The following is a 26,569-nucleotide window of genomic DNA, read 5'->3' as shown; positions in this document are numbered from 1 at the left end:
CAAAAAGCCTTAAACCTTATGTTTTAAGGCTTTTTCCGTTCTATCAACGCTACACACTCGACGTGACTTGTTGCGCCGAACATATCTACTGGTTGTATTTCTTTTGCTGTATAGCCTAATTCTGCTAGGATTGAGATATCTCTTGCTAGGGAGGCTGGATTGCAGGATACGTAGACGATTCTTGTTGGGTTCATGTTTGCGAATGATTCTAGGACTTGTTTTTCACAACCGGCGCGTGGTGGGTCTACTACGATTACATCGGGGCGGATGCCCTTTTCATAGAGATCCGGCATTATTTCTACGGCATCCCCAACGATAAATTCAGCATTTTCCACCTTATTATTTTCGGCATTTCTTATGGCATCCTTCACTGCTGGCTCTACGATTTCGATACCGTAGACTTTTTTCGCTTTTTTCGCTAAAAATAAACTAATCGTACCTGTTCCACAATATGCATCAATGACTGTTTCTTTGCCAGTTAAATTTGCATATTCTACTGCTTTATTGTAAAGAACTTCTGCTTGTTTAGTATTAACTTGGAAGAATGATCTTGCGGATATATTAAATGAGAACTCTCCCATTTTATCAACAATCGTCGTTTTGCCCCAAAGTTTTAATGTCCGATTTCCCAGGATGACATTTGTATGGTTTGGATTAATATTTTGGATAATGCTTACTACTCCAGGAATATTACGACGTAATTCTTCGACAACTTTCTCTTGCTTTGGTAAAATCTCTGTACTTGTTACCAAAACAACCATAATCTCGCCACTGGCAATACCAACACGTCCAATCACATGGCGAAGTACGCCTTGGCGTGTTTTTTCATCATATGTTGTTATATTTAATCTTCTTATTACACCGCGAACAGCATTGGCAACAAGATTATTCGCTTCATGTTGTATCACACAATTTTCTGTATTGACAATCGCATGTGTTCCTTGTGCATAACAGCCAATAATAACATCATTACCATTTCTGCCAATTGGAAATTGCATTTTATTGCGATAATGCCATGGATGATTTGCGCCAAGCGTTGGATGAATCACAACATCATTTTGCTTACCAATTCTTTGCACTGCATCTACCACTTGTTGACGCTTCACCTCTAACTGCCCTTCATAATCTAAATGCTGTAATTGGCAACCACCACACTTATAATAAATATCACATTGCGGCTTTGTACGATTTGGACTAGCCTTTATTACTTGACAAAGACGTCCTTTTGCATAATTTTTCTTTACTTCAGTAATTTGAACTTCTACCGTTTCCCCAATCAACGCATAAGGCACAAAAACCGTAAAGTCTTGATATTTTCCTACGCCTTCTCCACTGTGTCCCATGCTAACAATCTCTACATTATACTTTTTCCCTTTGATTACGGGTATTTGTACTTTCAAACTAAATCCACCTTTTCCATCTATTCTATATGTTTCATATTTTAAATAAATTCTCTCAATATTATAACGCCATGTTCAAGGTTTCTGCAAAAAACCTACCACTCGACGTTTCAACGAGGCGGGAAAGATATACTCACCGCCTGTTATTTGCAACTCTTCTCCATCTATAGCGGTGGGAGAAATCTTATTCCGAGTTATAGAAAATGGAGCCGCATCAACAGCCCCATTTCTATTGTTCTTTTTCATAAAACAATTTAATTTTTCCTGCTAAAGTCGTTATCTTTAACGGCAATTTCGGCCCAAGTTCTCCGTCTAAATCACTTTCGATTTCTTCTTCACATTCGATTTCAATATCTTTTGCCTGTAAATAAATCACACTGTTATGACGCGTAATGTTACTGCCCGCAAGCATTTCTAATGTCAAAGTCATAAACTCAGGAATACTGCATTGTTTGATTAACACCATGTCTAATTTACCATCGTTAATCTTTGCATTGGCTACAACATTTTTCATACTTCCTACTGTGCCACTGTTGACGATAACGAATAAAAATATTTTTTCTTCAATGATTCTTCCATCCGCTTTGATCTTCATCTTACGCGCGTGAAACCCCGGAATTTCACCTAGCCCTTTTAGATAGTATGCCATTTTTCCCAATGCATTTTTTAAGCCTGCATCTACTTTATGTGCAACGGAGGTAAGAACGCCTGCACTCGCAACGTTAATAAAATATTTATTGCCAATTTGCCCAATATCAATCGGCATAACCGAGCCTTTAGCAATCGTTTTAATATATCTATCTAAGTTTTTATTAATTCCTAAAAAAGATGCAAAATCATTCGACGTTCCGCTTGGAATTAAACCAATCGGTAAATCAATGTTTTCTGTAATCATTAAATTAATGATATCGTGGATGGTTCCATCTCCACCGGCAATAATTACACCATCTGCATTTAACGAACGCACAAATTTAGCAAATACGATTTCATTATTAGGTAATGTGCGATACGGAATAATAATGCAGTCATGTACACTAAATTTTTCAATAAGTTCATCTAGTTTGTATTTAAATAAAGCATCTCCAGAGACAGGATTATAGACTAAAATTAACTTTTTCATTTTCATCTCACCCCACAAATAAACGAGGCTGTTTCAGCAGACAAACTCCTACTGAAATCAGACAAGAAACAATAATATACGATGATAAACATTTTAGGTTTACGCTTTAAATACACCTACACGTTGTAATAATTTAATAATAAATTTTCCTACCATAGGAATGCGCTCTATATCTCGTTCATTCATTCCACCAAGTAAAATCAATACTAAGAAGTATACAATAGAACCTGCAAGAATTGCGCCTAGAGTGGCCAGTGTATTACTTGCTAGGCTCGAAAAAATTTCTAAATAAGCAATATACATTATGCCGCTCATTGCTGCAGTTGCTAAAATGTTTTTTGTAATCTGCTTAATATCTACGCCATATCCAACATATTTATGTAGAAAATACATATTGATCACTGCTGCAATTCCAATATCAGCAACTGTCGCCCAAGCCGCACCTAGAATACCAAAGTTAGGATTTGCAACCATAATCCAGTTTAAAGCAACTTTAGCTACAGCGGCAATAATCATATTAATCATCGGAATGGTTGTATGACCAAGCCCCTGTAATACTCCCGTAGTTACTTGATGAATGCCAAGCAGTACAATGCTCATTGATAAAACACTCACTGTAGGGCCTGCACTTGCTGCATTGTAAATCAATTGAGAAATTGGTGTATCAAGCATAAATACAATTGCAAATGCGGGAAAACTAATTAAATAAGTAATCCGCATTGCAGCTGACGTCTGTTGGTAAACACGAAGTTTATCACCAAGTGCTTTCGCTTCCGAAATTGCTGGAACAATACTAATTGCCAAGGAAGCTGTAAGCAACGTAGCCAAGTTAATCAGCGGCACAGCCATACCCGTTAAATATCCAAATAATTCTGTCGCTTGTCCAACTGTATATCCAGCAACTTCAAGTCTAGCTGGAACAATCATTAAATCAAGATTCGCTACAATCGGCAACATAACGCTCGATGCCGATACAGGAAGCGCTAGCGCAAAAATCCGCTTCACAATCGTAAAACTGGATTCGCGCTTACCCTTCTCCTCGAGATGATCACCATACTCACGCCGAATATCCCGTTCTAACTGCCAATGATAATATACGAGTACAATCAATCCGGTCACCGCACCAGCAAATGCACCGAAACTAGCTCCTGCTGCTGCAAATTCTAGACCTCTCGGCAAAAATAAATTTGCGAATAATACCATAGTAATTACACGAAAAATCTGTTCAACTATCTGCGATACAGCCGTCGGTGTCATGCGCTGCCACCCTTGCAAGAAACCACGTGAACTTGCAAGAATAGTAACAAAAAAAATGGCTGGAGCTAACGCAGCAACGGAGTAATATGCCCGTGGATCACGAATAAATCTATATTCAATCAACCACCCTGCACCAAAATAAGTAGCCAAACTAAAAATAGCTCCGGTCACAGCCATAACTGCCATTGAAATACGAAAGATTCTCTTCGCTCCTAATATATCTTTCAATGCAACTTTTTCTGCCGTGATAATCGAAATCGCAACTGGTACACCAGCTGTTGAAACACTAAGTGCTAATAAATAGATAGGAAAAGCCATTTGATATAAGCCAATCCCTTCTCCTCCAAGTACCCTGGATACAAATATCCAATTTAGTGATCCAATAACTTTGACAACAATCCCTGCTATCGCTAAAATAAATGTCCCTTTTAAAAATGAATCACCATGATCATTCTTTTTTACTTCACTACTAATTGATAACACCTACCTCAAAGCAAATAATTGCTTTTCTTTTCAAATCTATTTATTATAATATAAGTATGTTCTTTTTTTATAAAACAACTCTACTTCATTTGATTTTGTAATTAATGAAGTAGATTTTCATTTGATAGATTTCCCCATATAGCTTAAGTAAAACATTTTTACTTAAATTAATCTTAATCAAGCCTAAATTATATCATTTATTTCCTTACTATACCAGCATTAATTTTAAAGAAGGTGACTTTCCATGCCAAATAAATATCTCGAATTCAATATCAGCATTGGACAGCAAAAACCAGAAAGCATCGTCAATACTGGGACCAAATGTCCTTTTTGCGATCGCTCAGCCTTAACAAATGTTATCGCTCAAGATGGCGATATTATTTTAATAAAAAATAAATATCCTGTACTTAAAGATACTTTTCAAACTGTACTCATCGAAACGACCGAATGCAAAAGTGAATTATCTGAATACAATAAAGATCATTTGCATCGTCTATTTAAATTTGCAATACATCATTGGCTCGAAATGCAAACATCTAAAGAATATCAATCCGTCTTATTCTTCAAAAATCACGGGCCACTTTCAGGTGGAACTATCCGTCATCCCCATATGCAAATTGTTGGCTTAAAATACGTTGATTACCATGAATATTTTGATAATTCACATTTCAACGGGCTCATCATCGATGCTAGAAACGGTGTAGAATTAAACCTTTCAACTAAACCACGTGTTGGATTTTCTGAATTTAATGTTGTAATGCTTGAAACCAACAATAATATTGAACAACTTGCCGATTATGTGCAAACTACAGTACATTTTCTTTTAAATAACTTCAACAAAAAGTGTAAAAGCTACAATCTATTTTTTTATTTTATTGATGATTTAATCCGTGCAAAAATTATTCCGCGTTTTCCTACATCACCAATTTATATGGGCTATGGTATTCCACAAATTTCAGACCAATTAATCATTACTGCTAATAAAATTAAAAGCTTATATTTTTCAAAATAAAAAAGAAATTAGGGTGTTGCAAATGCAACGCCCTAATTTCTCTTTTTATATAAACTTATGCTTTCTTTTTATCTGGTGGAACTGGATAAAATTTAATATCTGGATTATTATCAGTAATCCATCCCAACGCCCATTCATTAGAAACGAGTAAAACTGGACGTTCTTTTATATCGTAAACAAACATTCCTCTATCCGCGCCACGCAATGAACTTGGCGTAATTTTTTCTTTCCTATTTTCCATCCAACGAGCAACCTCATACGGTTGCATTTGCATTAAAATATCTACACCATATTCATTTTTTAAACGATATTCTAAAACTTCAAATTGTAAGCTTCCTACTGTACCAATAATATAGGATTCCGTACCTGCTCCAGCTTGTTGGAATAATTGAACTGCCCCCTCTTGCGTAAGCTCAGTAATCCCTTTAACAAATTGTTTTCGTTTCATTGTATCTTTTGCCTGAACACGCGCAAATTGCTCCGGTGGGAATACCGGAAAATCTGGGAAGTGGAATTTATGACCTTGACTACATAAAGTATCGCCCATACCAAAAATTCCTGGATCAAATAGACCAACAATATCCCCTGGATAGGCTTCATCAATAATCGTTCTATCTTGTGCTAAAAATTGTTGTGGTTGTGCAAGTTTAATCATTTTACCTGTACGGTCATGATATACTGACATTCCACGCGTAAATTTACCAGAACAAATTCTCATAAAAGATAAACGATCACGATGTGCCGGATTCATATTTGCTTGAATTTTAAAAATGAACGCAGAAAATTTTTCATCCTGCGGATCAATGATCCCATCTGATGATTCTCTTGCTGCCGGAGGTGGTGCAAGTCTTAAATATTCTTCGAGAAAATTTTGCACTCCAAAGTTTGTCATCGCGCTCCCAAAGAACATCGGTGTCAATTCGCCATGCTGCACTTTTTCATCATCGAATTGTTCCCCTGCCATATCGAGCAATTCAATATCTTCACAAAGTGCTTGATGATTTTCCTTGCCAATACGCTCGGCAAATACGGGATCTTCTACACTACCAACCTCAGAAGCAATGACATTTTGTCCATGCGTTCCATCTTCGGAGAATAATTCCACTTGGTTTTTCTGGCGGTTATATACCCCTTGATAATTGCCATCGATCCCAATTGGCCAGTTCATCGGATAAGCACGAATTCCTAGTACCTGTTCAATTTCTTCCATTAAATCAATTGGCGACTTACCAAAGCGATCGAGTTTGTTGACAAAAGTGAAAATCGGTATCCCACGTTGTCTACAAACTTTAAATAATTTTTTTGTTTGTGCTTCGACACCCTTAGCAACATCAATAATCATGACAGCACTATCTACTGCCATTAAAGTGCGATATGTATCCTCACTAAAGTCCTGATGCCCAGGTGTATCTAAAATATTAATTCTATAACCATTATAATCAAATTGTAACACACTGGATGTTACTGAAATTCCACGTTGTTTTTCAATCTCCATCCAATCAGATACTGCATGACGTTGCGTTTTCCTTGATTTTACTGAACCTGCTAAATGAATTGCACCACCATATAACAGCAATTTTTCCGTTAAAGTTGTCTTTCCGGCATCCGGATGAGAAATAATCGCAAACGTACGTCGACGATTAATTTCCTTATTAAGTTCTTCTGCTGACATCTAAATCCTCCAATATAAATAAATACATAATTAAAAAACGATAACTATCGCTTATTTAAAAAATTTCATGTTTTTTTCTAACCTTGTTATTTTACCACATTTGCGAAAAAAATCGTAATTATAATTAAGAAATTTTTTAAATTCACATTTTTAATTAATAATTCATAAACTACAAGTGACAAAACCATCTATTTTGTTTTATCCAATAAGTGACGTTGTCTAAATTTCAGCTAGAAAAAAGATAACATCAGGGCTTGGATTATTACATGTCTGCTTTACTTACTTTTCTATAGGAGGGAACTTATTATGGGTTGTGGATGTTCAGGATTCGGCGGCGGTAGCGCTTGGATCATCATCATTATTATTATCTTATTATTTGCTTGCTGTTGTGGAAACAATAACTGCGATTGTTCCTCTGGCTTCTGGTAATAAAAATAGGACTGCTTTTGCAGTCCTATTTTTATATAAACCCTAAGAAACTCCCCAAAATTTTTTCTCCATCGGGTGTCAATATGGATTCAGGATGAAATTGAATACCTTCTACTTTATAATCACGATGTCTAATTCCCATAATCATACCATCTTCAAGTTCTGCCGTAATTTCTAAACAGTCTGGTAAAGATTCTCTTTCAACAATAAGAGAATGGTATCGTCCTACCAAAATATCTTGTGATAACCCTTGATATGCACCTGTACCTATATGTTTGATTGGTGAGGTCTTTCCATGAACAAACTTCCCTGCCCGAATGACTTTGCCACCAAATACTTCACCAATTACTTGATGGCCTAAACAAATACCTAATATCGGGACTTTACCCGCAAAGACTCGAACAACATCTTTACAAACCCCCGCATCATCTGGAGTCCCGGGTCCTGGCGAAATCACAATAGCTTCATATTTTGCCGAATCAATTTCAACAGTAGTGATTTTATCATTGCGAATCACTTCAACTTCTCTTCCCATATTTGCAATCATTTGATATATGTTATACGTAAAAGAATCGTAGTTGTCAATTAATAAAATCATCGCCTTCAACCTCCTCTACCACTTGAAACATCACTTTCGCTTTTTGCAGAATTTCACCATATTCTTTCTCTGGCACAGAGTCCACTACAATTCCCGCTCCAGCCCGAATTGTAGCACGCTCACCTTCGACTTGAATCGTGCGAATTGCGATACACATATCCATGTTTCCTTGAAAATCAATATAGCCTACAGAACCCGCATAAGATTCCCTCTTTACAGCTTCCAATTCATGAATGATTTCCATTGCCCTTACTTTTGGTGCACCACTCACCGTTCCAGCAGGAAAGCAGGCTTTTAATGCATCAATTGTAGAATATTTTTGTTCTAATTGCCCTGAAACTTCCGAAACCATATGCATTACATGCGAAAACTTCTCTATTTCCATCAACTTATTTACTTTTACTGTGCCAGCTTTGCTGATTCTTCCAATATCATTTCGCCCTAAATCCACTAGCATCGCATGTTCAGCACACTCTTTTTCATCTGCCTTTAAATCTTGTGCAAGGAGTTCATCTTCTTGATTTGATACACCACGCGGTCTAGTCCCGGCAATAGGATAGGTATATACAGTATCGCCACTTACTTTTACAAGCATTTCCGGCGATGCACCCACTAATTTTAAGTTGCCAAAATTCATATAAAACATATAGGGCGAAGGATTAATTTGCCGTAGTCTCCGATATAAATAAAATGATGGCTTTTTTAAATCACAAGTGAACTGCTTGGATAAAACAATCTGAAAAATATCGCCTGAAGCAATATATTCTTTTGCTTTCAACACTTTTTGGACAAATTCTCTTTCTTCCTTTCCATATCGTTCACTAAAGCCTAACTTATGCCCTGAATGATATCGCTTTTCTTTTACTTTTACTTTTTCTTTTTTTATCTCATTTTTGATTTGTTGGTTAATATAATAAATCTTTTCTAGTGCCGTTTGATATAAAAATTCAGCATCAATATTACGGTTATTTGGCGTCAAATAAACAATTTTTGATGTGTGCTTCAAATGATCCATGACTAAAATCACATGACATAAGAGGAATTGTCCAAGCACCATATCCTCAGGACTTTCCATTTGCCTTATACGTTCAATCGTCTCAATCGTTTCATAAGAAAAGTATCCAACTGCCCCACCACCTAGTAATGGCATATGAAAACTTTGCCCCGCATCACTAAAATAGCTAAGATATTCTTTCACTGCCTGCATCGGACTTTTTTCGATTGTTTGACGGCCATCAAATGCATCAATAACAAGCTTGTTTTTATAACAAGTTAACGTTGCAAAAGGTTCTGCACCAATAAAAGAAAATCGCCCAAAATTCGTATGCATATCGACGCTTTCTAAAATAAATCCTATATCATCGCCAACGATTTTATAATAAAGCGAAACCGGCGTCTCCATATCGGTTGAAAGCTCCGCAGTTACCGCAAGAACTTTTTCCGTTTCCGCACGTTGACAAAACTCTTTCAAGCTTGTTTCTATCCGCATATTATTCCTTCCTTTCGTCTAATGCTTGACGAATGGATTTAATTAAGCCAATTGCACCTGCAAAATCACTCTCTAAAATTCTCTTTACAACTGCGCTTCCAACAATCGCACCATCCGCAAATTTAGTTGCTTCAACAGCCGACGCGCCATCGCCAATCCCAAAACCAACGGCAAGCGGAATATCCGTTTGCTTACGTACCATCCGAATCACTTCATGAATCGGCGTATAATCAATTTTCCGTACACCGGTAACACCATTGACCGATACACAATAAATAAAGCCATCTGCACTTTTACAGGTTTCAGTAATTCTTTCTGACGTTGTATTTGGCGTTACAAATTCAGCTAAATGAAAATGATGCAAACGGCAAAACTCAGCAATTTCTTTTGATTCTTCATGTGGTAAATCTGGAATAATTAATCCATCTAAGCCAGCATTTTGAAAATCAGTAATAAATTTTTCAATGCCTACATTCATCATCGTATTGATATATCCCATTCCGATTAAGGGAATTTGTGTATGCTCGCGCAATTTTTTTACTAGTTCTAATACCTGTTGCATCGTAGCTCCATTTTGCAAAGCTTTTACTCCGGCCTCTTGAATAACGTGCCCATCGGCAATCGGGTCGGAAAACGGAATGCCTAATTCAACAACATCAGCCCCAGCTTTTTCGGTAGCCAAGACAAGTTCAAACGTTTTTTCAAAATCAGGAACACCTGCCATAAGATAAATGACTAACGCTTTTTTCCCTTCTTGTTTTAACCTTGCAAAAGTACTGCTTAATCTAGACATCATTCTAATTCCTCCCCTAATGCTTTCGCTACCATTTGAACATCTTTATCGCCTCGTCCTGATAAACACACAACAACCGCCTGATCCTCCGTCGTCGTTGGCATCAGTGTTTCTAAATACGCCAGAGCATGTGAGCTTTCCATCGCCGGAATAATCCCTTCTGTCCTTGACAATAACTGAAAAGCAGCTAATGCTTGTTGATCATTTACCGAAGTATACTGCACGCGATTCGTATCTTTAAAATAAGAATGTTCGGGACCAACACCAGGATAATCAAGCCCCGCTGAAATAGAATACGCTTCAATCACTTGCCCATCATCATCTTGTAAAAGATAACTATATGCACCATGTAAAACACCAGGGCGTCCTTGGCTTAAAGATTCTGCATGATCGCCATTTGCTCTTCCTCTACCTGCTGCCTCCACACCAATTTTGATAATATCTCTATCATCTTTAAATGGATAAAACATTCCCATTGCATTACTACCGCCACCAACACAAGCTAAAATATGCGTAACTTTTCCACCTGCTAATGATTTCATCTGCTCTTTTACTTCCTTGCCGATGCAAGATTGAAAATCTCTCACAATCATCGGATAGGGATGCGGGCCAACTACCGAGCCGATAATATAATGCGTATCTGTAATATTCGCAGCCCAGTAACGAATCGCTTCACTGGTAGCATCTTTTAGCGTCCCTGTTCCACTTGTTACCGGAATTACTTTTGCGCCAAGCAATTTCATTCGAAAAACATTTAATGATTGCCTTTCTATATCTTCTTTTCCCATAAAAACATGACATTCTAAGCCAAACAACGCAGCAACTGTAGCACTTGCGACACCATGCTGCCCCGCTCCAGTCTCAGCAACAATACGTTTTTTCCCCATCCTTTTTGCCAAGACGGCTTGACATAAGGCGTTGTTAATTTTATGTGCACCTGTATGGAGTAAATCTTCACGTTTTAAATAAATTTTTGCTTTTCCATAATGATTTGTTAACCGCTCCGCATAATAAAGTTTTGTCGGACGTCCAGCATATTCTCTTAAATACGTCCTGATTTCCTCTTGAAATTCAGCATCATTTCTATATTTTTCATAAGCTTGCTGTAATTCCATTAATACTGGCATGACGATTTCCGGTACATATTGCCCACCATAACTTCCAAAACGCCCTTTGCTATTTGGCATAATAAACTCCTCCTTAAAATCCTTTAACTAATGATAACTCTCTTGTTTTTGCTGCTATATTAGCGGCTTTCACTAATCCTTCGCCCACTAAAACCCCACGGATAAAGTGTTTTTTTACTCTTTCTATATCCTCTCGATTTTTTATTCCACTCTCACTGATAATTGTTCGATTTCGATCACAATACTTTACTAAATCTAATGTATTTTGTACATCCGTTGTAAAGTTTTTTAAATTTCGATTATTAATTCCGATTAGCTCCGCCCTTGTATCATTTACCACATTTATATCTTTTTCATCATGTACCTCAACGAGACAATCCACCCCAATCTCCCAAGCCATATGCAAATATTCTTTTAATTGCGCCGGAGATAAAATACGAGCAATTAATAAAATTGCATCAGCTCCGGCGCGCCTTGATTGATAAATTTGATATTCATCAATAATAAAATCTTTTCTCAACACCGGAAGTTTTGTAATCTCTTTTACTAAAGCAATATCCGCTAAATTTCCTAAAAAATGTTCATCTGTATGAATAGATAAAGCCATTGCCCCATTTTTTTCATAAATTTTTGCCAGCTCCAGTACTGTATAATTCGTGCATAAGCGCCCTTTAGACGGCGATTGCAATTTGCATTCGGCAATTAAACTCCACGGCGAATTACGCATAACTTTTGATAAAGCAAACTTGCCAAAGGAAATGTCTTTTTGTATCTCTTTTAACGATAAATACTTTTTTTCTTGCTCAACAGTAATTTTTTTCTTTGCGACAATTGCATCTAACATTTTTCACCCTCCGTTCCAACTCATGAACCTGCTTAATGAAGTCTATAATCTTCCCCTTTGACTTTATCCCATTACTTTCAACTCCCCCAGACACATCAACTCCTGCCGGATTTAAAACATTTATCATTTCTCCGACATTCATTTTACTAATTCCACCAGCAATGAATACCGGCAAATGAAGCTTACTTAATTTTCCCTTTGCAGTTTTCCAGTCAAAACATCTCCCCGTCCCCCCTGCACTACCGGCTTGATAAGTGTCTATTAGTATCATATCGACAGAATATTGATAAAGAATTTTCGGATCAAAATCTTCTTTATATCGAAATGCTTTAATAATTGGATATTTAATTTTCTTGCAATATTCAATTGTTTCATTGCCATGTAACTGTACATAATCAAGATGACAGAAATCAGCGATTTCATTTACCCTTGCTGGTTCTTCATTCACAAAGACGCCTACTTTTGCCACAGATTTTATTTCCGCACTTATCTTTGCCGCTGCTATCGGATTTATATAGCGCCTGCTGTCTGCAAAAATAAAGCCCATTAAATCAGCCTTATTTTCTTCTACTACCTTTGCAATTTCCAGCGATTGAATTCCACAAATTTTAACAAGCATTTTCTATCCCCTCACGACTAAATGCAATCAAAGCTTCCAATTTTACTAAAGCAGCACCACTGTCAATCGTTTTTTCTGCCAACCGAATACCTTCTGTAATACTTGGTGTCTTATTTGTGATATAGAATCCTGCAGCCGCATTTAATAACACAATATCTCGTTTCGGCCCTTTTTCACCATTTAAAATTGCGCGAATAATTTTTGCATTTTCTTCAGGATTTCCCCCTTGATAATCAGCTAAAGTTCCGCGTTTAAAACCATACCTTTGCGGATCAATATGATATGTCTTCACCTTTCCATTTCGCATTTCACTTACTTTCGTTGGAAAGTTCGTTGATATTTCATCCATTCCATCCTCACTATGGACAACCATCGCTTGCTTAACCCCTATTAGGTTTAATACTTCAGCAACTTTTTCGGTTAAGCTTTCTTCATACACACCAACCAATTGATAATCTAACTGCGCCGGATTAATGATTGGTCCCAAAAGATTAAATACTGTACGGAACCCTAATTCCTTACGTGGATTTGCAACCACGCGCATAGCTTTATTCAACGCAGGTGCAAATAAAAACCCTATATCTAAATGTTCAATTTCTTCACTAACTTTATCTGCCGATTTATCAACGATAACACCCAGCTGACTAAGCACATCAGCACTGCCACAAGCGCTAGAAACACTGCGATTTCCATGTTTGGCAACAGCAACACCACCACCTGCTAAAACAAAAGCCACTGTTGTCGATACATTAAATGTCCCTTTCGTATCTCCACCTGTTCCACAAGGACAAATCACCGGTTTGCTATGCTTTACGCGATCTGCATGTTGTAGCAAGGTATGGGCAAATCCGGAAATCTCCTCGCTTATTTCACCTTTTACTTTTAAGGCTGTTAAAAATGATCCGATCTGTGCATCTGTTGCGTTTCCATTCATAATAATTTGCATAGCTTGCCTTGACTCTTCCTGGGATAAATGTTCACCCTTTATCACTTTACTCAAATATTTTTTCAACATATAAATCCCTCCCCAATAAATAAATAAAAAAAGAACCATCTCACCCTTACAAGGGGCGAAATGGCTCGCTGTACCACCCTAAATTCAAGATTTTTTCTTAAAAAACTTTAGAGAATAAAAAACACCTCATCCCCTAAAGGGACGAAGTGTATTCGTTATACCACCCTAAAATTTTTCGAAAGAAAAACTCTCCTCTTTTTCAAGTACGGGAATATCTCTAGCAATATCCGATACTCTAGCCAAATAACGGTGGCAACCGTCCCAGCCTACTCACAAAAAGCTTTTGGTGGACTCTCACAGAACCATTCGATACGCACTTTAGATCGGTCATCACACCTCTGGAAATCCAGTCACCGACTCGCTGAACAAAAGTATACCTATCTACTTTTTCTGCTCACTGATTTACAATAATCTTTAATTATTTATTATAATACTGCCAATAATGTAAACTGTCAAGGATTTTCTCGAGAATTTTTACCGTTTTTTTGAAAAGAATCTACCGATAGTTGATTTCCATTTGTCTCCATTAAAATTGCCCCCGCCTGGTCGGTACGCAAAATTTTAATATTTTCTTTATTTAATCTATTTAACACTTGCGGATTTGGATGACCAAAACTATTCTGAAAGCCAACAGAAATAATTGCATATTGTGGATTTACCGCTTGTAAAAACTCTTCACAAGAAGAGGTACGCGAGCCATGGTGGGCAACTTTTAACACCGAACTTTTCAATCTATGTTTTCTCATTAATTCTTTCTCCCCATTACTGTCTATATCCCCTGTAATGAGTAGACTAAAATCTCCATAACTCACACGAAATACATTAGAAATTTCATTCCCTGTTCGCGACTCACTCACTTCGCCCGCCGAAAAAATTTCAATTTTAACACCATCCAAAACAAAAAACTGGCCATCTTTTACCGTAACAAAATCTTGGCATTTTTCTAAGGAATAGCCTAATGTTTTTGCATATTCGCTTCGGTCTTCCCGACCGACAATCACATTTTGCACTGAAAATTCTTTTAGTAAACTCCCTGCCCCACCTGCATGATCCTCGTGTGCGTGAGTTAAACATAAATAATCAATTTCTCGTATTCCATAATGACGCAAATACGGAATAACAATTCGTTTGCCAATATCAAAATCACTAATTTCGCGTCGCATGCCTCCGGTATCAAATAGCATCGTTCTACCATGTGGTGTCGTAATCAATATAGAATCCCCCTGCCCGACATCAATGAAATGTATCCTTAACGGTTGAGCAAAGATAAATTGACTGCTCCATAAAAAAATAATGGTGACAATTGCACTACAGATAAGCTTTTTCTTTTTCTGCCAGCACAGCAAAAAATTTGGAATTTTCGGTGATGCATAACCGCAGAGCCAAAATAGCAGCAAATAATATACAATGCCACAAAGTAAACCGCCTGACGGTAAATATAAAAGCCCATAAGGAATCATCGCTATAGCTCTTGCCATAAAATAAACTAACCCAATCGTCAAACTACAAAGAATAAATAAACCTTTTCCCACAACCGAAAAAACAAGACTTAATAAAACTGCACACAAGCCACCAATCATTGCCCATTCTATAAACGGCACAATAATAAGATTTGCCAATAGTGCACTAAGCGAAACATTATTAAAATACCAGGCAATAAAGGGAATGACTGCTAATTGTGCAGCAATCGTAATCGCTAAATTTTCCGCAATAAATAGAGGAACTCCCTTTAAAAATTTTTTTATTTTAGGCGCGATATACAGTAATCCGGCTGTCGCCATAAATGAAAGTTGAAAACTAATGTCAAAAATTAATCTAGGGGAAATAGCTAAAATCCCCAACCCTGTCAAAGCTAGACTATAACGCGCATCTTTCTCCCGATTCAATGCCAATGCCGAAAACGCTAAAATCCCCATAATCGCCGATCTGACTACCGGCGAAGTAAAGCCTGAAAAAATCGCATAAAAAACAATTGCTAGAATAACAAGAATTGCTGATAGGCACGCTGGAAATCGTAACATTTTCCCAATAATATGTACGGTTCCTGCCAATAGAGAAATATGCGAACCGGACACCGATAAAATATGAACGATTCCTGTCACCGTAAATGCTAGCGCTAGTTCCTCTTTTATTCCATCATATCCGCCAAATAACATTGCAAATAATGCTGCCGCATCTTCTTTGGGCATTGCTTCTTCCATCATATTCTGAACTGCTGTTCTGGATTTTTCAATCCATTTAAGAAAAGCGTTTTGTCCTGCTGAAAGAATTTCCACCGTATTTTTTTCGGCTTTACAATTTGCTCGAATCCCTTGTCGTTGCATCATCGCAACTATATCTAAACTTCCCGGATTATTATATCCATGTAATTCTCTAATTTCCCCTGAAAAACGAATACAATCGCTAATATGCGCAATCGTATGCGAGCTATCCTGCAACGCAAAGACTTTTAAGTTTCCGTTTACCTGTACTTTCTCCCCCGCAAATTCTACTGTATGAACCTTTACAATATAATGCATACTTCGCTTGTTCCCCGCAAGCGTTCTTTCTTGTGGAATCTCTATAACTTCACCTTGCACTTGCAGCGTTTTACCAACAAAATTGCTAATGTCATTCGGGGCAATGCTATCTGCCTGCGCACAACGAATCATTCCCGCAATAAAAAATAGCAACAATACAAAATAAAGAAGCAATTTTTTATTTTTCCAATATAAATAAATACAACCAAATAAAGCAATACAAAAGGAACTATACAGGATAAGAAAAGGGATTTTTACCTGAGTTACTGTAAAAATCCCTAAAATAAATCCACCAATAAGAGCGTTAGTAAAAGCTAAATAATTCATATTGTAATCCGATCCGCCAGCTTTTTAAATTTAGCTTCGCCGATTCCCCTTACTTTTTTCACCTCTTCAATGCTTTGAAAACTGCCAATTTGTTTGCGATATTCTAAAATTGCCGCCGCTGTAGACGGACCAACACCCGGCAATGAATCTAATTCCGCTTGATCTGCTGTATTAATATTAACCAGCCCATAATTATTAGTTTGGCTCGATTTATTATTTACTTTTTTTGTATGCTCTGCTGTTAAGTTTTGCTCAGAAAGCGCCTCTTCTTGTATTGGAACTTGTATTTGTTCACCGTCTTTAAGTAACTTTGCCATATTAATCTTTGTTACATCTGCATTGGGTAAAGCACCACCACAAGCATTCACTGCATCAATTACTCTCGCTCCTCCATCCAAAGAAACAACGCCAGAACGTACGACACCACCACAAACATAGACAGCAATTTGTTCCTTCTTTTGAGTTTCTGATAAATCACCTTTGCTTAAAGGTATACTCTCCTCTTGCTTTGTGTAACCATACATTCCTCCACCGACCATGACCAATGCTAATAAAAGAAATACAACTATGGATTTCCGATAAATTGGCATATTTATCACCCCGATATTGTTATTATCAAGGTATTTCTACATAATTTAACATTTACCTGCACAATTTATCTAAATATCCTTAAAAATAAAATAGCGAATTACAATAATTTTGCAATTCGCTATTTTTATTTTTATTTTACTACAATATTCACAATTTTATTTGGTATACAAATTACTTTAACAACTTTTTTCCCATCAATAGCAGCTTGTACTTTATCCTGTTGCATTGCTTTTTCTTCTAAACCTTTTGCATCAAGACCAGCAGCTACAATAATTTTATCCCGAACCTTGCCATTTATTTGCAGAACTATTTCTACCTCATCTAAAACAGTAGCTGCTGCATCATATTCAGGCCATTTTTCTTTATGAACACTGCCTTCACTGATTACTTCATTCCATAATTCTTCTGTAATATGTGGAGCAAAAGGCGCAAGTAAACGAAGTAATGATGAAATAACTTCACGCATCAAACTATCATTTAATGCTTCGCCTTTGTCTTTTGCAGTATAAATTGCATTGACTAATTCCATGATTGAGCTAATTGCGGTATTGAAGTTAAATCGATTTCCAACATCCTCAGTTACCTTTTTAATTGTTGTATGAAGAACACGGCGCAACTCTTTTTCAACTTTTGTCAGCGTAGTTACATCATATATAGCTTCGCCCTTCGCTACAGATGCTGCAAAATGATCAACAATACGCCATACTCTGCCTAAGAAACGATGCGCTCCTTCTACCCCTTGATCGCTCCATTCCAAATCGCGTTCCGGTGGAGCAGCAAACAACATAAATACACGTGCAGTATCCGCACCATATGTGCCGATAATTTCTTCCGGAGAAACAACGTTTCCTTTAGATTTTGACATTTTTGAACCATCTTTAATTACCATTCCCTGGGTAAGTAAGTTTTTGAAAGGTTCATTAAAGTTTACTAACCCTGCATCTTTTAACACTTTGGTAAAGAAGCGTGAATAGAGTAAATGTAAAATCGCATGTTCAATTCCACCGATATATTGATCTACCGGCATCCAGTAGTTTGCTTTTTCACTATCAAATGGCATTTTCTCATTTTTCGGGTCGGTGTAGCGCATATAATACCAGGAAGAACAAATAAACGTATCCATTGTATCCGTTTCACGACGTGCTTTCCCACCACATTTTGGACAAGTACAATGTACAAATTCTTCAACTTGTGCTAATGGAGACACTGCACCAGCTTCAAAATTCACATTAGCTGGAAGCATTACTGGCAAATCTTCTTTTGGTACAGGAACAACACCACAGTCTGAACAATAAATTACAGGAATCGGCGCGCCCCAATAACGTTGACGGGAAACTAACCAATCTCGAAGACGATAGTTTACGCGACGTTTCCCAATATTATTTTTTTCTAACCAATCTAAAATGGCAACTTTTGCTTTTTCTACTGTCATTCCAGTAAATTCACCAGAGTCAACTAAAACCCCATCTTCGGTATAAGCATTTGTCATCTCATCTAATACTAAAGTTTTTCCTTCTGGAACTACTACAATTTTCTTTTGCAAATTATATTTATTTGCAAATGCCCAATCGCGCTCATCATGCGTAGGTACACCCATAACTGCACCAGTACCATATTCATATAATACGTAATTTGCAATCCAGATTGGTACACGTTCACCAGTGAACGGATTTACTGCATATTCCCCTGTAAAAATGCCTTCTTTTTCAACATCAGTAGCAGTACGATCAAGTTCACTTTGGTTGCGTACCTTCTCCATAAAAGCCCTGATTTGTGCTTCGTTTTCTTTACCTGAAATCAACTTTTCAACCATTGGATGCTCTGCAGCCAAGACGACATAGCTTACGCCAAATACCGTATGTTGACAAGTTGTATAAACGGGTATTTTCTCTTGGATTGACGGAACATCAAAACTAAATTCTGCACCCTCACTGCGACCAATCCAATTTTCCTGCATCGTTTTTACTCGATCCGGCCAACCTTTTAACTCTTTTAAATCTTCAAGCAATACATCAGCATAATCAGTAATTTTAAAGAACCATTGTTCCAGCTCTTTTTTTACAACTTCTGAATCACAACGCCAGCATTGTCCATCGATAACTTGCTCATTTGCCAATACCGTATTACATTGATTGCACCAATTCACAGCCGCTTTCTTTTTATATGCTAATCCTTTTTCATAAAACAATAAGAATAACCACTGCGTCCAACGATAATATTCCGGCGTACAAGTCGCTACTTCACGATCCCAATCGTAAGAAAGTCCAATTTCACGTTGTTGCCTACGCATATTTTCAATATTTTTAAATGTCCATTCAGCAGGCTGTACACCATGTTTAATTGCCGCATTTTCCGCCGGCATTCCAAATGCATCCCACCCCATCGGATGAAGTACATTAAACCCTTGCATTGCTTTATATCTAGCAATAACATCACCGATAGAATAGTTACGAACATGCCCCATATGTAAATTTCCTGATGGGTAAGGGAACATTTCAAGTACATAATATTCTGGTTTCTGTCTATCAAGTTCTGTTTTGAATGCACTGTTTTCTAACCATTTTTCTTGCCATTTGCGCTCAATCTCTTGCGGAGAATATTTTTCGTTCACGTTTGTGCCTCCTTGAATATTTACAAAGTAAAGTAGACTTGATTCAGCGGAGCTTTTACTCCATTCGAATTTTAGTCGTCCCTGAATAAATAAAAAAATCCCTTGGCATATTGCCAGGGACGATTATATCGCGGTACCACCCTGATTGACACCTCTCTTAGATGTCCTCTCATTTATGCTTGTAACGCGAATCAGCGTCGGCCATTAGCCGAATCTCCATAGCGAGTTCAACTTTTTTACATATTGGCTCACATCACCCGCCAACTTTCTGTGCTGCAAATAAAGTTTACTACTCTATTTCATCGAATGATAAAAAATTTTAGTAAAATACTATACATTTGTTCATTATAGCTTTTCACCTGCAGAAAGTCAACTTTCATCAATAAATAAGCACTTTACTCCATATGTGTACATAGCCAGTTCTATTCAAAAGCAAGTTGCATAAACTTTAATATTGGGAGGTGCGTTTATGTACAAATTGATTATTGGTAATGTTAGAGTAAATGTTTTAGACGATAATATTTCTCGCACACAAGCCGTAAATGCAGCGAGACAAGCAATTTTAGATGCAGGCAATCAAAATAAACTGCTTAGCAGTGTAGAAATTTCCCGTTTAGGGGATGAACTAGAAGTAAATACTATAGAAAGAACAGGTGCAAAACTATTACGAAAAAGCTTAAAACAAAGTATGCTTGACGGCATTCTTACTGCAGCCTGTGAAAAACTTTCACCGTCTGATGGATTTAGTTTAAAAGATGCTTGGTTTGACAACGATACAAGTCAAGAGTGGCATGGCAGCGATGTCATCAACATTCGCGAAGAACTAATTAACAAATTAGAAGAGTGGATCAAAAATGCTTAAACCCTAATACATATTTTTAAAGTAATCCTAATGGATAAAATCCTTGGATTACTTTTTATTTTACTAAAATTGATTATTGTTATAAATTCTTCTATAATATACTTCATAAATCATTATAGATTTGACGATAACATAATTTTTAAATTCGTTAAATCATTGAATAAACGGAGGCACTATGCATCAATATCTTTTTTTTATTGGAGATTTTCCGATTCGCTCATACGGACTAGTATTAAGCATGAGCATCATTTTAGCAACAGGCGTTGCCTACTTTCTCGCTAAACAAGATGGACGCTGGCATAATCATATCATTGATATGGGAATTTATTGTGGGTTAGGCGGAATCTTAGGTGCTAGATTATGGGATGTTTTCTTCTTTGATTGGGGCTATTATCAACACCATTTAAATGAACTTTTCTATGTTTGGCAGGGCGGAATGGCAATTCAAGGTGGAGTTGTTCTCGGCTCAATTGTAGGCATCCTGTATACAAGATACTACAAAATTGACACTTGGGCACTCGCCGATATTATTGCCCCTGCAATTATTTTAGGACAAGCTTTAGGACGAATTGCAAACTTACTTAATGGAGATGCTTTCGGGCATCCAACGGGTAGCTCCTTTGGCATCATCTATCCAACAACGACTCTTGCTTACCAAACTTATGGAAATCAACCTTTATGGCCGGCAGAAATTTGGGAGGGACAAATCGACATCGTCATTTTTGCACTTCTTCTTATTTTCCGTTCTATCAGACATGCCAAAGGTCAAGTATTTATTCTTTATACGATGCTCTACTCATTAGCCCGTTTCTTTTTAGAATATTTACGTGGAGATTACAACAATCTTATTCTCGGACTAAAATCAGCGCAATGGACAAGCTTAATCGTGTTTTGTATTGGTTTTTGTTTGTTCATTTGGTGCGGTATTCGTGAAAAGCGAGCCAAAGAAAAGAATTCATAATAAAAGGCTGAAGAACACAGCTTACGCTGTAAATTCTTCAGCCTTTTATTCTTGATACAAACTTTTATATTTGTTTTTGCTTTTTAACACTTTCGTTACATATTCACGCGTTTCTTTAAACGGAATTTGTTTCACATCTTGAAACGACATATCCCATTGATATTTTTCCATCCACTCTTTTACATTGCCACGCCCCGCATTATATGCGGCAAGCATTAAAACTTCATTTCCTTCAAACTCTTTATGCAGTGATGATAAATACCAAGTACCAAATCGAATATTAATTTCCGGGTCCTCTAGCTCTGCCAAAGTGAAATCTTCATCTTCCATTTGCTGTGCTATCCACTTTGCTGTTTCCGGCATTAATTGCATTAAACCCATCGCACCCTTGTGCGAGCGCGCTTGAAAATTAAACTTACTTTCACTTAAAATGACTCCTGCAACTAAAAAAGGATCGAGTTTTTTTTCGGCAGCATAATCAATAACCAATTCACGGTACGGATATGGATAAAACACTTTCTTTTGAAACCATGCACTTTGAAAAATAGCATAACAAATAAAACTAAAACATACTAAAACCCCGAAAAATGCCTGCCACTTTATTTTTTTATAAGATGACAAACGCATCACTCCGCTTTTTTCTTGATAACGTAACACCAAATGATTATCCATGAAAAATCTAATCGTTTCCTTTCAATCCATCCCTCAAATATCTCCAGCGATTTGAAACTTGTTTTTTAGTATAATCTATATCCTTATTATTATCAATAACGAAACTTGCTCTTTTTACTTTTTCTTTTAGCGACATTTGACTGTTAATTCTCGCTTTTGCTTCTTCTTTAGACCAGTTATTTCTCTGTATCAATCGATTCAATTGATTTTTTTCATCTGCATAAACAACCCATACTTCATCCGCCATTTTATCCCAACCAACCTCAAATAAAAGAGGAATATCAAGCACAATGACTTCTGTCCGCTTCTCTTCTAATACACTTAAACAATGCTCAATTTCTGATTTAATATACTTATGCGTAATTGATTCCAGGATCTTTTTCTCATTCTCATCATTAAAGATAATATTACCTAACCGAATTCGATCAATACTTTTATTTTTAGTCAATATTTCTTCACCAAAATGTGCAACAATTTCTTTCCAAGCATCTTTTTGTGGTTCTACAATATTTCTCGCTATCTTATCAGCATCAATAATGTCTGCGCCCAACTCTTTTAGTATACGGCTTACTGTACTTTTTCCACTTGCAATGCCACCTGTTAACCCCAGTATAAACATCTTACACATCCTCATTTTTGACATTGCGGACAAAAATGCGTACCCCGCCCGCCGACTTCAATTTTTTCGATAATACTTCCACAAAATCTACATGGCAGTCCATTCCTTCCATAAACAAACAAATTCTCTTGATGACTACCTTTTTCACCATTTCCATTTCGATAATCTCTAAATGTCGTTCCACCATCATTTATTCCAGCATCAATTACTTGATTAATCGCTGCATGTAGCTGGTTAATTTCATCCACAGCCAATGAATTACCTACTCTTTCCGGATGGATTTTGGAAAGAATTAAACACTCATCCACATATATATTTCCTAAGCCACCAATATATTTCTGATTCAATAAAAAAGATTTTATTTTCCCACGATTTGATTTTAAGGCTTCTTGCAAATAAGCAATCGTAAATGCAGCAGATAACGGTTCCGGCCCCATATTCGCAAGTCCGGAAATTCGCCATAATTCATCTTTCTTTATCGCATACAAAGTCCCTAAAGTACGCGTATCAGCATAGGTCAATACATCACCATTATTTAAGTGAAATACAATTCTTGTATATGCATCACGTTCATCGCCTTCACTTACGTAACATAATCTTCCTGTCATTCGCAAGTGAATAACAAGCATATCACTATTATCTAATTCCAATAATAGATACTTCCCTCTGCGTTTAAAATCTGCGATTGTTCTACCGATTATCATCGACTCAAAGTTTTCAACCGTAGGCCACTTTACTAACCTAGACAACAAAACTTCCACATTGGTAATCATTTTATCTTTTAATCTATCTACTAAGTTTCTACGAATAATTTCAACTTCAGGCATTTCAGGCATTTTACTCGCCTCCCATCACTTTGCTTGCGCCCAATTTTCCCCCATATGAATATCAATGGTAAGCGGTACGTTAAGCTTTGCTACACCTTGCATAGAATTACGCAAAATTTCAGATACAATTTTCATTTCATCCTTTACGGTTTCAATGACTAACTCATCGTGTACCTGTAGCAAAATTCGACTACGTAAATTTCTTTTCTTTAGTTCATGAAAAGCATCAATCATCGCTTTTTTTATAATATCTGCGGCTGTTCCTTGTATTGGGGTATTCATTGCTGTACGTTCAGCAAAAGAGCGTTGATTATAATTACTACTATTAATTTCCGGCAAATACCTTTTTCGTCCAAATAAAGTTGTGACATACCCTTGTGTATGGGCATCTTTCACCATCTGATCAATAAATTCTTTTACACCTTGGCACTTTGTAAAATAACTTTCGATATAAATACCGGCTTCTTTCCTCGTCACTCCCAAATCCTTTGATAAACCATAATCACTAATCCCATATACGATTCCAAAATTTACGGCTTTTGCCCGACTTCTCAATTCACTTGTCACTTCTTCCATTGGTACACCAAATACTTCTGATGCAGTACGCGTATGAATATCTTGATTTTGTGTAAACGCTTCAACAAAATTTTTATCACCTGACATATGCGCCAATACTCTAAGTTCAATTTGTGAATAGTCAGCAGATAATAAGTAATCATAGCCGATGCCTGGCACAAAAAGTTCACGAACTCTCTTTCCTGCATCCGTCCTTACAGGAATGTTTTGCAGATTCGGATCAGAGCTACTCAAACGACCGGTAGCAGTTACCATTTGATTAAACTGAGTATAAATTCTACCTGTTTTTTCATGAATTAATACACTTAGTCCATCCAAATACGTTGATTTTAATTTTGTTAATGTACGATATTCTAGAAGTTTGCGTATAATTGGATGATGATGCACTAAAGACTCTAAAACTTCAACATCCGTAGAATAACCGCGTTTTGTTTTCTTTATGATTGGCAATTCTAATTTTTCAAAAAGAATCTCACCAAGCTGTTTTGTTGAATTTACATTAAACTCCTGCTCTGCTAATTCATAAATCTCTTTCAATAAAACTTTTATTTTTTCCGCTATTTCTAATGCCATATCCTGTAAATTATCTACATGTACACTTATTCCCGCCCCTTCCATGGCGGCTAAAACTTCTACCAAGGGAATTTCAATTTCGTCGTACAAGCTTTCTAAATCATTCTCTTGTAATTTACTATGCAAAACTGTAGATAAATCATGAATACACAACGCCGACCAAGTTGCATAAATACATTCATTCTCAAAATCTTCTGGTTGATTATATTCTCCCAAATAACGTTCCATTAGTCTTGCTAAATCATAATTGTTATTTGTCGGTTCTAATAAGTACGCAGCTAACATTGTATCAAATAAACTACCTGCAATTGTTATATTTAAAGGATGACAAGCATGATACATAGGTTTTAAATCATGCGTAATTTTACAAATCGTCGCATCCGACAACAGTGCAAGGATATCCATCCACCCTTCAATTTTACTATCAATATAAGCACTATCACCATTTTCTGTAACGACTGCTAGCCCTTTTAAACTCATTTCCGGAATGCGACCATCTAAAACTGGTGCAAAAACGAATTTTCTTTCTGCACGAACCAATCGAATTAATCTTTCTACTTCCTCTTTATTTTTCAAATATACTGGCTCCGGCAATTCACTAACCACTGTACCAAACCCAAAGTCATCCGTTTCTCCAGGAAATAAAGTATCTAATCGCGACAAAACACTCCGAAATTCATATTGATTGCAAAAATCTCTTATTTTTTTAGTGTCAGGCTGAATTTTATATGATTCTAAATCAAATTCGATATCCATATCCCGAACGATGGTCGCTAATTTTTTCGACAGAATTGCTAATTCACGATTTTCTGTTAAACGCTCTTTTAATTTTTTGCCAGAAATATCATCAATATGCTCCAAAACATTTTCTAAAGAGTTATATTCCATCAATAGTTTTGTCGCTGTTTTTTCTCCGACACCTGGAACCCCCGGAATATTATCAGAACTATCTCCCATTAATCCTTTCAAATCAATTAATTGTAATGGTTCTAATCCATATTTTTCTTTAAATGCAATCTCATCAAAAATCTCCATTTCAGAAATGCCTTTTTTCGTCAACATCACTTTTATATTTCCACCAATAAGCTGCAAGGCGTCTTTATCGCCAGTAACTACAATAACCTCATGCCCTTCATTTGCCGCTCTTGTTGCCATTGTACCAATAATATCATCAGCCTCAAAACCAGCTTTTTCAACTAAGACTATACCAAAAACCTCAATTAACTCATGCAATAGAGGAATCTGCGAAGATAATTCACTCGGTGTTTGCTTACGCGTAGCTTTATATTCATTAAACAATTCATTACGAAAAGTCTTTTTCCCTTTATCAAACGCAATAACTAATCGATCCGGTTGTAACTCTCCAATTAATTTCACCAGCATACTAGCAAATCCATAGACAGCATTTGTGTATTGTCCACTTGCCGTAGATAACAACGGCAATGCATAAAACGCGCGATAAAGAAAACTACTTCCATCTATTACAACAAATTTTTTCACTTTTTCCACCCCATCATTTAACCTCTTACTTTATATATTTATTTTAGCTATAACCATTATAACATTTGCTATT

Annotated in this window: 22 protein-coding genes and 2 other annotated features; of the genes, 4 read left to right on the top strand and 18 right to left on the bottom strand. The window is 36.7% G+C overall.

What is annotated here, in order from left to right:
* Window positions 1–23: 23 nt before the first annotated feature.
* From rlmD to ACWZFG_RS02740, 3 genes are all read right to left on the bottom strand, one after another.
* A complete protein-coding gene (rlmD, locus tag ACWZFG_RS02750) occupies window positions 24–1,400 on the bottom strand; it encodes a 23S rRNA (uracil(1939)-C(5))-methyltransferase RlmD (protein ID WP_455577002.1) in 1,377 nt (458 codons plus the stop codon).
* Between the two features lie 229 nt (window positions 1,401–1,629).
* Window positions 1,630–2,520, bottom strand: coding sequence for a YegS/Rv2252/BmrU family lipid kinase (locus ACWZFG_RS02745; protein ID WP_177504968.1), 891 nt, complete (start codon window positions 2,518–2,520; stop codon window positions 1,630–1,632).
* A 99-nt stretch (window positions 2,521–2,619) separates the two neighbouring features.
* The gene (locus ACWZFG_RS02740) at window positions 2,620–4,260 is read right to left on the bottom strand and encodes an oligosaccharide flippase family protein (RefSeq protein WP_177504967.1); all 1,641 of its coding nucleotides are present in this window, start codon (window positions 4,258–4,260) and stop codon (window positions 2,620–2,622) included.
* 244 nt (window positions 4,261–4,504) lie between these two features.
* Here ACWZFG_RS02740 and ACWZFG_RS02735 point away from each other — a divergent pair, with 244 nt between their 5' ends.
* Window positions 4,505–5,272 carry a DUF4931 domain-containing protein gene (locus ACWZFG_RS02735; RefSeq protein WP_147669938.1) on the top strand — a complete coding sequence of 256 codons (768 nt, stop codon included), beginning with the start codon at window positions 4,505–4,507 and terminating at the stop codon, window positions 5,270–5,272.
* A 55-nt stretch (window positions 5,273–5,327) separates the two neighbouring features.
* On the opposite strand, the gene ACWZFG_RS02730 is transcribed toward ACWZFG_RS02735, so the two are convergent.
* A complete protein-coding gene (locus tag ACWZFG_RS02730) occupies window positions 5,328–6,944 on the bottom strand; it encodes a peptide chain release factor 3 (RefSeq protein WP_455577001.1) in 1,617 nt (538 codons plus the stop codon).
* A gap of 306 nt (window positions 6,945–7,250) precedes the next feature.
* Here ACWZFG_RS02730 and ACWZFG_RS02725 point away from each other — a divergent pair, with 306 nt between their 5' ends.
* Window positions 7,251–7,373, top strand: a complete 123-nt coding sequence (locus ACWZFG_RS02725; RefSeq protein ID WP_418627198.1) for a hypothetical protein — start codon at window positions 7,251–7,253, stop codon at window positions 7,371–7,373.
* Window positions 7,374–7,404: 31 nt separating this feature from the next.
* Here the strand turns inward: ACWZFG_RS02725 and ACWZFG_RS02720 are convergent, their stop codons facing one another.
* The 10 genes from ACWZFG_RS02720 to leuS form a co-directional block, all read right to left on the bottom strand.
* The gene (locus ACWZFG_RS02720) at window positions 7,405–7,971 is read right to left on the bottom strand and encodes a glutamine amidotransferase-related protein (protein WP_177504965.1); all 567 of its coding nucleotides are present in this window, start codon (window positions 7,969–7,971) and stop codon (window positions 7,405–7,407) included.
* A complete protein-coding gene (trpE, locus tag ACWZFG_RS02715) occupies window positions 7,955–9,460 on the bottom strand; it encodes an anthranilate synthase component I (protein ID WP_177504964.1) in 1,506 nt (501 codons plus the stop codon). Before trpE ends, ACWZFG_RS02720 begins: the two co-directional genes overlap by 17 nt.
* Before the next feature lies 1 nt (window position 9,461).
* Complete coding sequence (trpA, locus tag ACWZFG_RS02710) at window positions 9,462–10,256, bottom strand: tryptophan synthase subunit alpha (RefSeq protein WP_177504963.1); 795 nt, start codon at window positions 10,254–10,256, stop codon at window positions 9,462–9,464.
* Window positions 10,253–11,440 (bottom strand): tryptophan synthase subunit beta, encoded by a 1,188-nt coding sequence (gene trpB, locus ACWZFG_RS02705; RefSeq protein ID WP_177504962.1) that lies wholly within the window; start codon window positions 11,438–11,440, stop codon window positions 10,253–10,255. Before trpB ends, trpA begins: the two co-directional genes overlap by 4 nt.
* A gap of 13 nt (window positions 11,441–11,453) precedes the next feature.
* The gene (gene trpC / locus ACWZFG_RS02700; RefSeq protein WP_177504961.1) at window positions 11,454–12,224 is read right to left on the bottom strand and encodes an indole-3-glycerol phosphate synthase TrpC; all 771 of its coding nucleotides are present in this window, start codon (window positions 12,222–12,224) and stop codon (window positions 11,454–11,456) included.
* Entirely contained in the window at window positions 12,184–12,843 is a 660-nt protein-coding gene (locus ACWZFG_RS02695; protein WP_177504960.1) for a phosphoribosylanthranilate isomerase, read from the bottom strand. Before ACWZFG_RS02695 ends, trpC begins: the two co-directional genes overlap by 41 nt.
* Window positions 12,833–13,858, bottom strand: coding sequence for an anthranilate phosphoribosyltransferase (trpD, locus tag ACWZFG_RS02690; RefSeq protein WP_147669930.1), 1,026 nt, complete (start codon window positions 13,856–13,858; stop codon window positions 12,833–12,835). The genes ACWZFG_RS02695 and trpD overlap by 11 nt, the downstream gene beginning before the upstream one ends.
* A 134-nt stretch (window positions 13,859–13,992) precedes the next feature.
* Window positions 13,993–14,265: a binding site (T-box leader), on the bottom strand.
* Window positions 14,266–14,310: 45 nt separating this feature from the next.
* Window positions 14,311–16,704, bottom strand: a complete 2,394-nt coding sequence (locus ACWZFG_RS02685; RefSeq protein WP_177504959.1) for a DNA internalization-related competence protein ComEC/Rec2 — start codon at window positions 16,702–16,704, stop codon at window positions 14,311–14,313.
* On the bottom strand, window positions 16,701–17,294 hold the full coding sequence (locus ACWZFG_RS02680) for a helix-hairpin-helix domain-containing protein (protein WP_147669928.1): 594 nt from the start codon (window positions 17,292–17,294) through the stop codon (window positions 16,701–16,703). The genes ACWZFG_RS02685 and ACWZFG_RS02680 overlap by 4 nt, the downstream gene beginning before the upstream one ends.
* 131 nt (window positions 17,295–17,425) lie before the next feature.
* A complete protein-coding gene (leuS, locus tag ACWZFG_RS02675) occupies window positions 17,426–19,906 on the bottom strand; it encodes a leucine--tRNA ligase (protein WP_177504958.1) in 2,481 nt (826 codons plus the stop codon).
* Window positions 19,907–20,018: 112 nt separating this feature from the next.
* Window positions 20,019–20,218 (bottom strand) — a binding site (T-box leader).
* Between the two features lie 157 nt (window positions 20,219–20,375).
* On the opposite strand from leuS, the gene ACWZFG_RS02670 reads away from it, so the two are divergent.
* Window positions 20,376–20,768 carry a hypothetical protein gene (locus ACWZFG_RS02670; RefSeq protein WP_177504957.1) on the top strand — a complete coding sequence of 131 codons (393 nt, stop codon included), beginning with the start codon at window positions 20,376–20,378 and terminating at the stop codon, window positions 20,766–20,768.
* A 175-nt stretch (window positions 20,769–20,943) separates the two neighbouring features.
* Window positions 20,944–21,729: a prolipoprotein diacylglyceryl transferase gene (gene lgt / locus ACWZFG_RS02665; RefSeq protein WP_147669925.1), complete on the top strand. Its 786-nt coding sequence runs from the start codon at window positions 20,944–20,946 to the stop codon at window positions 21,727–21,729.
* 45 nt (window positions 21,730–21,774) lie between these two features.
* Here the strand turns inward: lgt and ACWZFG_RS02660 are convergent, their stop codons facing one another.
* Genes ACWZFG_RS02660 through polA form a run of 4 tightly spaced genes read right to left on the bottom strand, consistent with a single transcriptional unit; the run spans window position 21,775 to window position 26,505 of the window.
* Window positions 21,775–22,401, bottom strand: a complete 627-nt coding sequence (locus ACWZFG_RS02660) for a lytic transglycosylase domain-containing protein (protein WP_177504956.1) — start codon at window positions 22,399–22,401, stop codon at window positions 21,775–21,777.
* Between the two features lie 7 nt (window positions 22,402–22,408).
* Window positions 22,409–23,020, bottom strand: a complete 612-nt coding sequence (gene coaE / locus ACWZFG_RS02655; RefSeq protein WP_177504955.1) for a dephospho-CoA kinase — start codon at window positions 23,018–23,020, stop codon at window positions 22,409–22,411.
* Window positions 23,021–23,031: 11 nt separating this feature from the next.
* Complete coding sequence (mutM, locus tag ACWZFG_RS02650) at window positions 23,032–23,856, bottom strand: DNA-formamidopyrimidine glycosylase (protein ID WP_177504954.1); 825 nt, start codon at window positions 23,854–23,856, stop codon at window positions 23,032–23,034.
* A 15-nt stretch (window positions 23,857–23,871) separates the two neighbouring features.
* Entirely contained in the window at window positions 23,872–26,505 is a 2,634-nt protein-coding gene (gene polA, locus ACWZFG_RS02645) for a DNA polymerase I (RefSeq protein WP_455577000.1), read from the bottom strand.
* Window positions 26,506–26,569: the final 64 nt, after the last annotated feature.

It is taken from the genome of Anaerosinus sp., assembly GCF_965318445.1.
This window is presented reverse-complemented; position numbering and strand designations above follow the sequence as displayed.